13 protein-coding genes are annotated in these 13,400 nt (G+C 51.1%); 5 read left to right on the forward strand and 8 right to left on the reverse strand.

From position 1 onward, the window contains the following. The first annotated feature begins 42 nt into the window (after positions 1-42). Complete coding sequence (locus VNQ80_RS03520) at positions 43-1,479, forward strand: S41 family peptidase (protein ID WP_325636067.1); 1,437 nt, start codon at positions 43-45, stop codon at positions 1,477-1,479. Here the strand turns inward: VNQ80_RS03520 and lipB are convergent. Together lipB and hflX are read right to left on the reverse strand one after the other, a co-directional pair. Next, positions 1,469-2,173, reverse strand: coding sequence for a lipoyl(octanoyl) transferase LipB (gene lipB / locus VNQ80_RS03525; protein ID WP_325636068.1), 705 nt, complete (start codon positions 2,171-2,173; stop codon positions 1,469-1,471). The two genes, VNQ80_RS03520 and lipB, sit on opposite strands and share 11 nt — an antisense overlap. After that, a complete protein-coding gene (hflX, locus tag VNQ80_RS03530; RefSeq protein ID WP_325636069.1) occupies positions 2,173-3,384 on the reverse strand; it encodes a GTPase HflX in 1,212 nt (403 codons plus the stop codon). Before hflX ends, lipB begins: the two co-directional genes overlap by 1 nt. A 304-nt stretch (positions 3,385-3,688) precedes the next feature. Here hflX and VNQ80_RS03535 point away from each other — a divergent pair, with 304 nt between their 5' ends. The 3 genes from VNQ80_RS03535 to VNQ80_RS03545 are packed head-to-tail and all read left to right on the forward strand — an operon-like array spanning position 3,689 to position 4,957. Next, a complete protein-coding gene (locus tag VNQ80_RS03535) occupies positions 3,689-4,084 on the forward strand; it encodes a group III truncated hemoglobin (RefSeq protein ID WP_325636070.1) in 396 nt (131 codons plus the stop codon). Between the two features lie 23 nt (positions 4,085-4,107). Continuing rightward, a complete protein-coding gene (locus tag VNQ80_RS03540) occupies positions 4,108-4,455 on the forward strand; it encodes a DUF488 domain-containing protein (protein ID WP_325636071.1) in 348 nt (115 codons plus the stop codon). A gap of 10 nt (positions 4,456-4,465) precedes the next feature. Next, positions 4,466-4,957 carry a hypothetical protein gene (locus VNQ80_RS03545; protein ID WP_325636072.1) on the forward strand — a complete coding sequence of 164 codons (492 nt, stop codon included), beginning with the start codon at positions 4,466-4,468 and terminating at the stop codon, positions 4,955-4,957. Here VNQ80_RS03545 and VNQ80_RS03550 read toward each other — a convergent pair. Beyond that, positions 4,935-5,063, reverse strand: coding sequence for a twin-arginine translocation signal domain-containing protein (locus VNQ80_RS03550; protein WP_325636073.1), 129 nt, complete (start codon positions 5,061-5,063; stop codon positions 4,935-4,937). The two genes, VNQ80_RS03545 and VNQ80_RS03550, sit on opposite strands and share 23 nt — an antisense overlap. Before the next feature lie 214 nt (positions 5,064-5,277). Here VNQ80_RS03550 and VNQ80_RS03555 point away from each other — a divergent pair, with 214 nt between their 5' ends. Continuing rightward, the gene (locus VNQ80_RS03555; RefSeq protein WP_325636074.1) at positions 5,278-8,664 is read left to right on the forward strand and encodes a DUF7133 domain-containing protein; all 3,387 of its coding nucleotides are present in this window, start codon (positions 5,278-5,280) and stop codon (positions 8,662-8,664) included. Between the two features lie 31 nt (positions 8,665-8,695). Here VNQ80_RS03555 and pgl read toward each other — a convergent pair whose 3' ends face one another. From pgl to VNQ80_RS03580, 5 genes are all read right to left on the reverse strand, one after another. Next, positions 8,696-9,412: a 6-phosphogluconolactonase gene (pgl, locus tag VNQ80_RS03560; protein WP_325636075.1), complete on the reverse strand. Its 717-nt coding sequence runs from the start codon at positions 9,410-9,412 to the stop codon at positions 8,696-8,698. An 82-nt stretch (positions 9,413-9,494) separates the two neighbouring features. Then, positions 9,495-10,997, reverse strand: coding sequence for a glucose-6-phosphate dehydrogenase (gene zwf, locus VNQ80_RS03565; RefSeq protein WP_325636076.1), 1,503 nt, complete (start codon positions 10,995-10,997; stop codon positions 9,495-9,497). Between the two features lie 21 nt (positions 10,998-11,018). Beyond that, on the reverse strand, positions 11,019-11,507 hold the full coding sequence (locus tag VNQ80_RS03570; RefSeq protein ID WP_325636077.1) for an RpiB/LacA/LacB family sugar-phosphate isomerase: 489 nt from the start codon (positions 11,505-11,507) through the stop codon (positions 11,019-11,021). 170 nt (positions 11,508-11,677) lie between these two features. After that, complete coding sequence (locus tag VNQ80_RS03575) at positions 11,678-12,319, reverse strand: bifunctional 4-hydroxy-2-oxoglutarate aldolase/2-dehydro-3-deoxy-phosphogluconate aldolase (protein WP_325636078.1); 642 nt, start codon at positions 12,317-12,319, stop codon at positions 11,678-11,680. Between the two features lie 44 nt (positions 12,320-12,363). Next, the gene (locus VNQ80_RS03580; protein WP_325636079.1) at positions 12,364-13,356 is read right to left on the reverse strand and encodes a sugar kinase; all 993 of its coding nucleotides are present in this window, start codon (positions 13,354-13,356) and stop codon (positions 12,364-12,366) included. Between the last annotated feature and the right edge of the window lie 44 nt (positions 13,357-13,400).

Genomic DNA, 13,400 nt, shown 5'->3' on the forward strand with positions numbered 1-13,400 from the left:
ACGACGTCTTTAAAAAGGCAACAGCGAACAAGCACGACACTGATGCTAGTATTGGTTTTCTTTCTTGCCACCGCCTGCAAAAAAGAAAACAAAGGAGAGCCAAAAGTGGCTTCCGAAAACGAAACAACCAATAAATGGGTGGTTGAGAATATGCGCGACGTCTATTATTGGAATACGTCCATTCCACAAGACCGTAATCTCAATTTCAGCCTAGGCCCCGAAGATTTCTTTAAAACCATCTTACATCGTGATGATCGGTTCTCCTGGATTCAATTAGCCAAAGACCTTGAAGATAACCTATCCGGCGTCGCTACCACCGTGGGGCTGGGCATTGGGCTAGTACAGGTAAATCAAGCGGGCAATGTAATTATTTCCGTTCGCTATGTTCTGCCAAAATCGCCTGCCGACAAAGCTGGGATTAAACGCGGCGACATTATCACCGAAATCAATGGCCGGGAGATGATGGTCAACAATTACAATGAAGTATTGGATGCGTACTACGGTTCAGCTACCTTTACTGTCCAATTAGCTCACATCAATGAAAATGATCAAATCGTACGTGATGGCGAAATCGAGCTCACCCCTGTGCAAAATTTTCAGGAGCATGCCATTCATCTAGATTCTGTAATTATCACACCCAGCGGTAAAAAGGTCGGTTATTTGTTTTACAACCGCTTCTTAAACAATCAGCCCGATGAACTGCTTGCTGCTTTTGATAAATTCAAAACGGAAAATATCAGCGATCTGGTTCTTGACCTGCGATATAATGGGGGTGGTGGCATTTGGATCGCGGCAATCATGTCTGGATTGATTCAGGCTCACTTCAACGAGAGCGAGCCTTTTATCCACTATAAATGGAATAGTAATTATAATGACTATACAGAAACCTACTATGAAGTATTTGGTGGTGCTTCCAAAGATCCAGAAGAAGTAGCGTCTGCCAATCAGGTTGTTGGCGACATCAAAGCGTTTAATCTCAACTTATCGAGGGTATTCATCATTGCAACCAACTATTCCGCATCGGCCAGCGAGCTTGTCATCAACAACCTTCGTCCATTTCTGCAGGATGCGAATGTAATCCATATAGGGGAAACCACAGTGGGCAAGAACGAAGGTTCCATCACCATTGTCGACGAACGAAACCCACCCAAAGTCGAATGGGGTATCCAACCAATAGTTGTTAAATTGGCCAACAAAGACGGATTTGGTGACTATCCTGATGGGCTTACCCCTGAGTATAAAATAGATGAGTGGGATTACCTGCCTTGGGCACCTATCGGCTCGCTGGACGACCCGCTCTTGGCCAAAGCATTAAGCTTAATCGATCCGAGCATCCAATCCCTTGCGCTTAAGACTATGAGCACTAAAGCTCATACCGCTCAATCCCTACAAGCCGTACCGATGGCTGGATTCGAAGATCGGCTCAATCGTCCAGTCCCTGTAGATATCGGCCAACGAATGAAACAAACTAATCGATAACGATAAGTTTCATCCCAAACAACTCGGCGATGTGGCTTTTCAACCGCATCTTCACTGCGTTGATATCCTGCAATGCGCCCAATTCACGTTGCATGGAGGTTACGTCCTTGTCATCTATACCACATGGTACGATATTGCCGAAATAATCCAAATCGGCATTGACGTTAAATGCAAAGCCATGCATGGTTACCCAACGACTAGCCCTCACTCCCAATGCACATATTTTCCGTGCCCGATCGTTATCTGCATCCAGCCATACGCCCGTATATCCCGGATAGCGGCCCGCTTCGATCCCATACCCGGCTAATGTGAGAATCACAGCTTCTTCCAACGTGCGGAGATACAGGTGTATATCCGTAAAAAAATTGTCGAGGTCCAAAATGGGGTAGCCCACAATTTGCCCGGGGCCGTGGTAGGTAATATCGCCGCCACGGTTTATCTTGTAAAACGTGGCCTGCCGCTCAAGCAGGCCACGTTCATCCAACAGTAAGTTTTCGGGGCTACCGCTCTTTCCCAACGTGTAAACGTGTGGATGTTCCGTAAAAACAAGGTAGTTGTCCGTAGGCAACGCCGTCCCTTCTACCCTATTCCTCGTCTTCTGCGCTAGCACCCTGGCAAACAGTGCCTCCTGCCTATTCCAGGCCTCTTGGTAGTCAACGAGCCCCCAATCCTCGAAAACAACGTTCCGATTCATCAATACAGCAAATTATCGTACGGATACCGCTTCGTATGCATATCAACCACGGTCTCATACAGTAGTTTCCGGAATTCATCCACGTTGGTCTTGTCGGTAGCCGATATGAATACTGCCGGACTGTTATGCCGGGCCATCCAACTACGTTTAAAATCATCCAACGAAACCGGGCGGCGCTCCCTTTCCTCCATTGCAGCATCCGATTCCTGGCGCTCGTCGGGTTCGCCACGATAAGCATCAATCTTGTTGAATACCGTAATCACAGGCTTGTCCAATGCACCCAGCTCCTCCAGTGTTTCATTCACCGCGCGGATGTGGTCTTCGAAGCTCGGATGCGATATATCCACCACATGCAGCAGCACATCCGCCTCACGCACCTCGTCGAGCGTCGATTTGAAGCATTCCACCAAGTGATGGGGAAGTTTGCGGATGAAGCCAACGGTATCGGAAAGCAGGAACGGCAGGTTTTCGATGACCACTTTACGCACCGTTGTATCCAGCGTAGCGAAAAGCTTGTTTTCCGCAAATACGTCCGATTTCGAAATCATGTTCATGATGGTCGATTTACCTACGTTCGTATAACCAACCAAGGCCACGCGGATCAGCTGCCCCCGGTTTTTGCGTTGCGTCTCCGCTTGTTTGTCGATAGCTTTCAAGCGGTCTTTCAACAAGGAAATCTTATTGAGGATCATCCGGCGGTCGCTTTCGATCTGACTTTCACCCGGCCCACGCATACCGATGCCGCCGCGTTGGCGCTCCAAGTGCGTCCACATCCGGGTTAATCTCGGCAGCAGGTATTGGAGTTGGGCAAGTTCCACCTGCGTTTTCGCCTGCGCCGTCTTGGCGCGCCGCGCGAATATATCGAGGATGAGGTTGCTGCGGTCGAGGATCTTCACCTTCAACTCCTTTTCGATGTTGCGCAACTGCGAGGGCGTCAGCTCGTCGTCAAAAACTACGATATCTATTTCCTCCGCCTCTACGTATGCCTTTATTTCATCCAGCTTGCCCGAACCTACGAACGTAGCCCGCTCGGGATGGGGCAGTTTCTGTGTAAATACCTCTTTCACAATGCCACCAGCGGTATCCACCAAAAATGCCAACTCCTCCAAGTACTCCTGTTCCTTCTCCTCACTGTCTTGGGGCAGGATGATGCCAACTAATATAGCAGTCTCGGGTTGTATAGCGGTGTCAAAAATTTCTTGTCTTGCCATGTAGTCAAAAAAATAAAAGTAAGAAAATAAAAATCATTCGGCGCTCATCTGGAGCACCTCACACAACACGGTGATGCAGTGGTGTATTACATGGCTTTTCGGTAATTAACAAAGTGCAAAGGTAAAGGTTTTCGCGAAAAACACGTAATTCCTTGAAACAACAGCTGCCGTGGGTCGCCTGAGGCTAACCGCTATCGGACAGGACAACCCTATTTAAGACAAATTTGTCTTAAATAGGAAGCTTTCGTATCTTTGAAAATCGGATTGGAGCGAACGACCGTAAGTAAACGGCAAAAGCGATGTAATGGAAAATAGAAAAAACATATCAGATCTTGATGATATCAAGCTGTTGGTAGACAGCTTCTACGATAAAGTACGCAAAGACGACCTTCTAAAAGATATATTCAATAATGTCATCCAGGACCGTTGGCCGGAACACCTGGAAAAGATGTACCGGTTTTGGCAGACCGTGCTATTGGGCGACCATACTTATTTCGGCAGCCCCTTCGTGCCGCATGCCGAGTTACCTGTAGAAAAAAGCCATTTCGACCGTTGGATGAAGCTGTTTGTAGAAACCGTAGACATGTATTTTGTGGGCGAAAAAGCCGAACGGGCAAAGTGGCAGGGCGACCGGATGGCAGAAATGTTTCTTTATAAAATCGAATATTACCGGAATAACGCTGCCAAGCCTTTGTTATAACTACGGTATATCAACAATAGCTTATGAGTCGGTTCAGACTAAAACGTGTGTATGAAGCGCCTTCCAAGGAAGACGGTTACCGCATATTGGTAGATCGGCTGTGGCCCAGGGGCCAAGGGAAAGATGCCGCCCAACTCGATGAATGGAATAAAGACGTTGCCCCTTCGCCGGCGCTGCGGAAATGGTTTGCCCACCAACCAGCACGTTTTGATGCGTTTTCGGCACAATATCGCGAAGAACTCACGGCGAAGACCGCCAATCTCGACAGACTGCGGGAAATCGCCAAAACAACGCGCGTAACCTTATTATACGCTGCAAAAGATGAACATAACAACCATGCCGTGGTTTTAAAACAAGTGTTGGAATCTTAACTGCTTCACGATGACAGATCAAGCCAAACCCTTAAAAAGGGACCCACACCTTAAGGCGGTGAGCCGCGACCATCACCACGGCCTGTTGCTTTGTTGGAAAATTAGAGAAGGTTTCAAGCGGAATATCGATATAGAACGCATCAAGCGATACGCCGATTGGTTTTGGACCTCCCATCTCGTCGACCATTTTGCCATTGAGGAGAAATACATCTTTTCCATTCTGGGAGACGAAAACGAGCTCGTAAAACGAGCACGCAGTGAACACCGCCGGCTAAAGCGGTTGTTTTCGGACGACACCGAGGTTTGGCGATCATTGAATCTGATTGAAGAAGAGCTGGATAAACATATTCGCTTTGAAGAGCGGATATTATTCAACGAAGTGCAAAAAGTAGCTACGGCCGAGCAATTGGCACTAGTGGACAAACACCATAATCACGACACCCATTGCGAAGATTGGGAGGACGAATTCTGGGTTGGCCCTACGTCGCCGGTAGGCAACTAGCAAACCCGTTTAACAACCGCTGAATTGAATCGGGCAGCGCGTTGGCTGCTGCGGTCGTACCGGCCAGCAGTGCTGCCTTTTTCAAGAATGATCGTCTAGATTTCATGGTTTCTATTTTGCAAACGAAATAACGAAATATTCCCGTACCGCTCAACTAAAAAGCAACTTTCTGGCTTTGCCCTTATATCACATACTAGCTAAAAGCATTTTTTACCGTACAACTTACGCAATACTTCTTATATTAGCTCGGCTAACCTAATTAATACTGGTTTTACGGTTATCAAGCCACGGTTTGCAAAAGGCACCGAAAATATACTTAAATGAACAAAACAATTATTGCCATCGCCGGCACCATCCTCCTGTGGGGCTGCCAGCAAAAAACAGCCAACTTTCCGGCTAAGGAAATGGATCCCACTAAAACCGCTGAACTCGCCGCCACGATTGAAGGACAGGTAAGCGCACAGTTGGATAGCGGGCTCACCCTCAAACTGTGGGGTATCGATTCATTGGTTATTTCACCCATCGCCATCGACGTCGATGACCACGGACGATTATTCTATACCACTACAGACCGTCAGAAAAATTCCGAGTTCGACATCCGCGGCCACCGTGATTGGGAAATCCCCTCCATCGGTTTCCAAACTGTGGAAGACCGACGGGCATTCCTGCGCGAAGAGCTATCTCCCGAAAACAGTGCCCGCAATACGTGGTTGGCTGATCTCAACGGAGACGGCTCGCACGACTGGCGCGATCTCACCATCGAAAAAGAAAAAGTATATCGGGTCGAAGACCTTTCCGGCGATGGCGTTGCCGACCGTTCTCAATTGATAGTAGATGACTTCCACGAGGAGATTACCGATGTAGCCGGGGGGGTCTTTGCCGATGGCGATGATATTTATCTGGCTGTTGCCCCCGACCTTTGGCGGCTAACAGACACGGATGGCGACGGGATCCCCGATAAAAAGACATCGATTTCCCACGGTTACGGGGTTCACGTGGGCTTTAGCGGCCACGGTATGTCCGGCGTGAAAATGGGCCCCGATGGGCGCATTTACTGGCAAATCGGCGATATCGGCTTCAATGGCAAGGGGCTCGACGGCACCAACTGGGAACACCCCAACTCGGGTGTCATTGCCCGGGCTAATCCGGATGGCAGCGATTTTGAAATCTTCGCCCATGGTCTGCGTAATACCCACCAGTTTGTATTCGATGAATATGGCAACATCATCAGTGAGGACAATGATGGCGACCACGCCGGCGAAAAGGAACGCCTGGTATACATCGTTAACGGCTCGGATGCCGGCTGGCGGAGCAATTGGCAATACGGCAAATACAGCGACCCTGACAATAACAGCTACAAAGTATGGATGGACGAGAAGATGTATCTGCCGCGCTTCGAGGACCAAGCGGCATACATCACGCCCTGCATCAGCAATTTCGTAAGCGGTCCCGCGGGCGTAGTTTACAATCCGGGCACCGCCCTGGGCCCTCAATATAAACAGACGTTTTTCGTAGCGGAGTTTGTGGGCAATCCCGCAAGCTCGGGCGTACACAGCTTCAAGCTGAATCCCAAAGGCGCCACCTTTGAGCTCGGTGAGCATAAGAAAGTACTGGGCGGCATCTTGGCCACCGGTCTCGACTTCGGCCCAGACGGTGCGTTGTATGTGGCAGATTGGATAGATGGATGGGGCACCCACGATTACGGCCGTATCTGGAAAATGGATGATGCAGACGCTGCAACGCAAGTTATCCGCACAGAAGTAAAGGAATTGCTCGCCGCCGATTTCAGCGACAAAGGCGAAACGGAGTTGGGCGACCTCCTTCGCCACGAAGACATGCGCATCCGCCAAAAGGCCCAGTTCGCATTGGCGAAGCGGGGTAAGAAAGGGCTGGAGATTTTCCAGCAGGCACTCGCTCAAACCGACTACCAGCTGGCACGGGTACATGCCATCTGGGGAATCAGCCAGCTAGCGCGGAAGGATGAGCAGCACGCTGCCACGCTCCTGCCCTTACTGCAAGATGCCGATCCAGAAATACGGGCACAGGCGGCCAAATGGCTTGGCGACATCCGATATAAGGAAGCCGGCAACACCCTCATCCCGTTGTTGGCTGACCCGGAGAGCCGCCCCCGCTTTTTCGCGGCCGAAGCATTAGGGCGTATCCAACATGAGCCTGCGGTGGCCCCAATCATCGCCATGCTCGAAGCCAATAACGATGAAGATGCTTATCTGCGGCATGCCGGCACATTGGCACTGGCGCGTATTGGCAAGGCGGAGCCCCTGATAGCCCTAGCCGACAACCCCTCGCGGGCGCTGCGTATCGCCGCAGTGGTGGCCTTACGGCGTATAGGCAACCCGGACATTTCCCGTTTTCTCATCGACCAAGAGGAATTTGTCGTCACGGAAACAGCCCGAGCCATCAATGATGACCTCTCCATTGAAGAGGCACTCCCCGCGTTGGCCAACCTACTCAATACAACACCGTTCTCCAACGAGGCACTTATCCGCCGCGTTATCAATGCCAACCTCCGTGTGGGTGGCGCACGCAACTTACACCAGCTCATCCAATACGCGCAAGACGGCAGCCACCCCACCGCTATGCGGGCCGAAGCACTGGCCGCATTAAGTACGTGGGCTAAGCCTTCCGTTGTTGATCGCGTAGACGGCAGGTATCGTGGCGTCATGGAGCGCAACGTCGACGCACTGAAAAGCCAAACTGCCGATGCACACATCCGCCTACTAAGCGACCGGGAGCTTCCTGTACGCATCAGTGCCGCCAAAGCCATCAGCAAACTAGGCATCCAGCAAGCCGCTCCTGCCTTATTGGCGAGCTTGAAGGGCGATAAGGAAACGGCCATGCGCGTAGCTTGCCTATCGGCGATCGTTGCTCTCGAAGCACCACAGCAAGAGGAAGCCATTAAGTTCGCATTGGCCGACCGCGAAAAGTCGCTGCGCGTAGCGGCGCTCGACCTTCTGGAAAACATGGCTATTCCCAAACCGGTGATGGTCGGTTTGCTTGCGGACGTCATCGACTCCAAAACCACCGAAGAAAAACAAGCAGCCATCATTACATTGGGTAAAATACCCGTGGAGCACTCCGAAGTGCTTTTCAATAAGCTGCTCGACGAAATGGAAGCAGACCGCTTAAGTCCAGAGGTCTATCTCGAACTGGGAGAGGCGATCGACAGCACCCACGCCGAGCCATTGATGGCACGTTACCAGGCGATCACCCAGCATTTCTCAGCCGACCAGCTCATGGCATCCTACGCCAGTAGCCTCCAGGGTGGAGATGTCGGACGGGGCCGCAGGGTCTTCTTCCAACACCAGCAGGCCCAGTGTATGAGGTGCCATGCTTATGACGATCGCGGCGGCAATGCCGGGCCGCAGCTTAACGGCATAGCCAATCGACTCTCCCGCGAACAGCTGCTCGAATCGGTTATCGATCCCAGCAAACGCATCGCTCCCGGTTACGGCATTGTGATGCTCGTGCTGAACGATGGCGAACAGCTATCGGGCATTTTCCAGGGCGAGGACGAGAGTGGCGTAAAAATCCGGAAAGGGCAAGAGCCCGATCGGGTCATCCCCCATAGCAATATCAAGGAAAAGACCTTCTCACCATCAAGCATGCTGGATATGAAAGGTATCCTTTCCAAACGCGAAATCAGGGATGTGGTTGCTTTTCTGGCTACGCTGAAAGAAGACAGCTAGTAGAAGGCGACGGGCAACGGCACAACAGCGTTCACAGCCGTTGTGCCGCTGCTTCGTCAACAAACCAAGTCACCCGGCCATCCTCCGTTCCATCGATAAGCTGTGCAGGGTATTGTTCGGTATTGCGCTTACCGCGCAATACTTCGTACAAGGCCTCTGCCTTGCCGGATCCGTAGGTGATTACCGCCACCTTGGCCGCTTGGTTGACCAACGGTATGGTTAGCGTAATGCGGTACATATCTTGGGCGTCCAAGAAATAGGCAGCTACCCACTTGTCGTATTCATGGAGTACGCCCGTATTTGGGAACCAAGATGCTGTGTGGCCATCGGCTCCCATACCCAACAGTACCAGGTCAAAGCGTCCGGCAGGCTGGAGCTGACTGCGCAGTATCTCCTCATATTCAGCTGCAAACTCCGCTGGCGACTTATGATCTGCCCACATCGGGAAAATCTGCCCCTTGGGAATAGGCACATGGTTGAGAAATGTCTCGAACGCCATCCGTGCGTTGCTCCGATCGTCCGTTAAAGGTACCCATCGCTCATCACCCCAAAACACGAACACTTTTTCCCATTGCACCGCATCGCGATAAGTCGTGGCCAGCAATTTATAAAGTTCAACCGGCGACGAACCACCCGTTAAGGCCACGGTAAACCGTCCGTTCTTCTCAATCGCTTCGCGAGCTGTCTGTATGAATAGTTGAGCAGCCTCCTCATTGAGCTGCCCCAAATCGTTGAATTTCTTTACCATGTTCTTTTTGCTATTTGCTTTTTTGCTATTTGCTCCGATCGCCAAACCGGCGGATCCGGGCTAGTCGGCAAAACACATTCCACTACGTATGCAAGTTCAACGCCCAGATATGCCCTTGCCGGGCAATCAATGCTTCTGCGCTTTCGGGACCCCACGCCCCGGCTGCGTAATTGGGGAAATCCAATGAATCACGGCTTTCCCATGTTTCCAGTATCGGGGTAATCACATCCCACGCTTCTTCCACCTGGTCAGACCGCATATACAGTGTGGTATCTCCCCTCATGGCGTCTAAGAGAAGTGTTTCGTAGGCTTCGGGGGTCTGTGTGGAGCATGTATCGTAATCGAAAACCATTTCTGCCGGATTGAGGCTCATCTCCAACCCCTGCTTCTTGGCCGTGAAGCGTAGCCTGATATCCATGGTGGGCTGGATATTGATCGTTAGCCGGTTGGGCATCAGGTTTCCCGCTTGCGACGCTGAAAACGTGGAGTGCGGTACCGGCCGGAATTGAATAGTAATGGAAGACGTCTTCTCCTGCATGCGTTTGCCTGTGCGCAGGTAAAAAGGAACACCTTGCCACCGCCAGTTGTCGATGAACAATTGCACAGCCGCATACGTTTCGACATTCGATTTAGGATCAACCCCAGCTTCCTCCCGATAACCGGGCACCTTCTTACCGGCAATCCATCCGGGGCCGTATTGTCCCCGTACGGCATATTTATGCACCTCTTCGGGCTTCAGCCGCCGGATAGCCCGCATCACATCTACTTTACGGTTCCGTATCTCTTCGGCCTGGAATGAAATCGGCGGTTCCATAGCAACCATGCAGAGCACTTGCAACAGGTGGTTCTGTATCATGTCACGCAGGGCGCCCGAGTTTTCGAAGTAGCTACCGCGGTCTTCTACGCCCACTTGCTCAGCTACGGTAATCTGGATGTAATCGATGTAATTGCGGTTCCACAACGGCTCAAACAGGGCATTGGCAAAACGGAAAGCCAGGATATTCTGTACCGTTTCTTTCCCGAGGTAGTGATCAATGCGATAAATCTGCTCTTCCTGGAATGTCCGCCCCAATAGTTCATTGAGGGCCACTGCAGTTTCCTTATTATACCCAAAAGGCTTTTCGACAACGATGCGGTCAGCCTCCGGCACGTCGGCAAGTTTATACTTGCTGATATTTATGGTCGCCGATTCAATGAACTGCGGTGCGATAGACAAGTAGAATAACCGATTGGCCCGCACTCCCCATTCCGTGTCGAACGCCTCGACCTTAGCCGCCAGGCCTTCGTATGCGGCGGGATCATTGATGTTCGATTCAAAATACGAAATAGTCGTCTTAAATTGGTTCCACTGCGCCTCGTCCGGTTTGCCCTTCCGCGAAAATTCCACCAATCCGTCATGCAGGTGCTCCCGGTAGGTATCGTCGTCAAGCTTAGTACGTCCCAGCCCAATGATTGCAAATTTCTCGGGCATCCACCCATCAATATACAGGTTGTAAAACGCCGGAATTAATTTTCTTTTAGTAAGGTCTCCCGTGCCACCGAAAATGACAATAATCGTGGGAGCCAGTTTTTTATTTGACTTCATGTTGATTTAAATACACCTTATTTATTTGTAGTTGTCTTTCTCGCCGTCGCCCGGTTGCATTGCCTGCTTTTCCAGGGCAAGAACTTTCTGTAGGCGTCGTTCAAAACGCGCCCCACCATCGTACTCCGCCTGCAGAAAAACCGTCGCCAGTTCCCAGATAAGCATCGGCCCAATAACCCGTCCACCCAGGCAAAGCAGATTCATATCGTCGTGTTCCACGCCTTGGCGGGCCGAGTAGGTTTCGGTAATCAATGCCGCACGCACACCCGGTATCTTGTTGGCAGCCACCGATACGCCCACGCCGCTGCCGCATACGGCTATACCACGAGCCACTTCATTGCTGGCCACGGCACGTGCCAAAGGCACAATAATGTCGGGGTAGTCGTCCGTGGGGTCATATGCCGTTGCACCGTAATCACGAACGTCATACCCTGCTTCCACCAACTTGGCCATCAGTTGTTCTTTCTGTTCAAAACCAGCGTGATCTGCTGCGATACCTACTGTCATCATCAACGGGTAAAATGTTAAGCTGTCGCCAGCACCGTTTACAACTTGCGAAACAGGCGATGAAGATAGCCAAAAAATCAATTTTTGATAGCAAACCTGCCTTTTTATTTTAAAAATGACAATGATGTAAGGTGAGTCGTCATCATTTTCGGCAAAATGTACCCGATGCGGCACTAGCCATTCACCCAACCCATTAACGCGCGACTGCGCTCGGCGAGCCAGTCAGATCCGGTAGCCCCTTCGGGCTTGGCAAATAGCTTGGAGCCCAGTCCCACCGCACTTACCCCTGCCTCGAACCATCCAGAAATACTCTCCTCCGTCGGATTTACCCCACCGGTTGGCATGAATCGCATATCCGGAAACAGTGGTTTTATTGATTTGAGGAACCCGGTTCCCAACGTGTCGCCGGGAAAGAGTTTCACTAGGGGTGCTCCCAGATCTTCGGCCATACTAATTTCGGTGGGCGTCATGCAGCCAGGTACCCAAAGGATGTCGCGTGCCAGCGTTACCTCAGCAATCGCAGGCTTTACCACGGGACTCACGATGAATTCCGCGCCCATCTCGATGTAGGCCGTCGCCATGGCAGCCGTTTTAATCGTGCCGATTCCCAACAGTAGATCGGGCCAATGCTCCCGCTGGTACGCCAGTAGCCGCGAAAAGTTCTCCGGCGCCCGCTCGCCACGATTTACAAACTCAAAAACCCGTATACCACCCGAGTAGCAGGCATTTACTACCTCCATGCAGGTTTGAATATCATCGTTATAATAAACCGGGAGCACCGGATATTTCAATATATGGTCAAGTGTGTTTTTCATTTTTAATGCCTATCGTCTAATGTCTAGTGTCTAACGTCTCCCTTTTACAAATCCCCGTTACCGAAATCCCCTTTCACAAACAATTTTTTGAACCCCGCAGCCGTTGCCGTCTCCACCACGTCCTGTCCATCCTTTTCCGATGCCAGTGCATAAATCAGTCCCGCCATGAATGCATCGCCGCTGCCAATGCGGTCTACCACCTCATTGGTTTCCTGTATGGCCGACATAAAATCGCCACTACGGGTATGGTACGTACCATACAGCAGGTTGTGGGTAGCCGAATCCATGAAGCGGAAGGTATAAGCCACGTGTTTACACTGGGGTAACCGTTCGAAAACCTCACGTGCTGATTCCTTGGCCTGTTCGAAATACATGTCGGGCGGCGTGTCGCGACCCAACGTTTCAAGCACCGTCGTTCCCAGCATTTTGTTTGCCGCCCAGATATTGCCCATCACCACGTCGCAATAAGGAAGCAAATCGGGCATCACCTCAATCGGCTGCTTACCGTAATTCCACAATTTATTGCGGTAGTTGAGGTCTACCGATACCACCATCCCTTTTCGCCGCGCCGCTTCCAATGCTTCTTTGCATACCGCAGCGAGCGATTCGTTGAGGGCGGGCGTTAGCGCGCTCCAATGGAACCACGTGTAGCCATCGAGTATCCGGTCCCAATCCACGGCACCCGGCTGCAACTTGCTAAATGCCGAATATTTCCGATCATATATTACCTCGCCTTTGGTAAGGCCGTTTGCCGACAGCAGGAAGTATAAGCCCAGCCTATCCCCTTCAACTATTGTGGGCGATACGTCTACACCTAGTCCTTTCAATACGGACAATGCCTGTGCCGTGAGTTCATTGTCGGGCATCCGGCTCATGTAGCTGCACGGCACGCCCCATTGTGCCAATGACGCAACAACATTGGCTTCAGAACCGGCGGGGAAAACAACCACTGGGCTGTCTTTTTCCAAAAAAGACGCTCCGGTTGAGCTAAGCCGCAACATCAACTCGCCGAAAGAAAGGATATGGTGTTTACTCATGGGGTGCAAAATAGCATTTAAAGTACGAAACATGAAACGCAGCG

It is taken from the genome of Parapedobacter sp. (assembly GCF_035556095.1).
Classification (GTDB): Bacteria; Bacteroidota; Bacteroidia; order Sphingobacteriales; family Sphingobacteriaceae; genus Parapedobacter.

Coding starts and splice junctions, on each gene's coding strand:
- zwf (WP_325636076.1), bottom strand. CDS start 10,997: ATGAAGTCAAATAAAAAACTGGCTCCCACGATTATTGTCATTTTCGGT.
- hflX (WP_325636069.1), bottom strand. CDS start 3,384: ATGGCAAGACAAGAAATTTTTGACACCGCTATACAACCCGAGACTGCT.
- VNQ80_RS03540 (WP_325636071.1), top strand. CDS start 4,108: ATGAGTCGGTTCAGACTAAAACGTGTGTATGAAGCGCCTTCCAAGGAA.
- VNQ80_RS03555 (WP_325636074.1), top strand. CDS start 5,278: ATGAACAAAACAATTATTGCCATCGCCGGCACCATCCTCCTGTGGGGC.
- VNQ80_RS03520 (WP_325636067.1), top strand. CDS start 43: ATGCTAGTATTGGTTTTCTTTCTTGCCACCGCCTGCAAAAAAGAAAAC.
- VNQ80_RS03570 (WP_325636077.1), bottom strand. CDS start 11,507: ATGATGACAGTAGGTATCGCAGCAGATCACGCTGGTTTTGAACAGAAA.
- VNQ80_RS03580 (WP_325636079.1), bottom strand. CDS start 13,356: ATGAGTAAACACCATATCCTTTCTTTCGGCGAGTTGATGTTGCGGCTT.
- VNQ80_RS03550 (WP_325636073.1), bottom strand. CDS start 5,063: ATGAAATCTAGACGATCATTCTTGAAAAAGGCAGCACTGCTGGCCGGT.
- pgl (WP_325636075.1), bottom strand. CDS start 9,412: ATGGTAAAGAAATTCAACGATTTGGGGCAGCTCAATGAGGAGGCTGCT.
- VNQ80_RS03545 (WP_325636072.1), top strand. CDS start 4,466: ATGACAGATCAAGCCAAACCCTTAAAAAGGGACCCACACCTTAAGGCG.
- lipB (WP_325636068.1), bottom strand. CDS start 2,173: ATGAATCGGAACGTTGTTTTCGAGGATTGGGGGCTCGTTGACTACCAA.
- VNQ80_RS03535 (WP_325636070.1), top strand. CDS start 3,689: ATGGAAAATAGAAAAAACATATCAGATCTTGATGATATCAAGCTGTTG.
- VNQ80_RS03575 (WP_325636078.1), bottom strand. CDS start 12,319: ATGAAAAACACACTTGACCATATATTGAAATATCCGGTGCTCCCGGTT.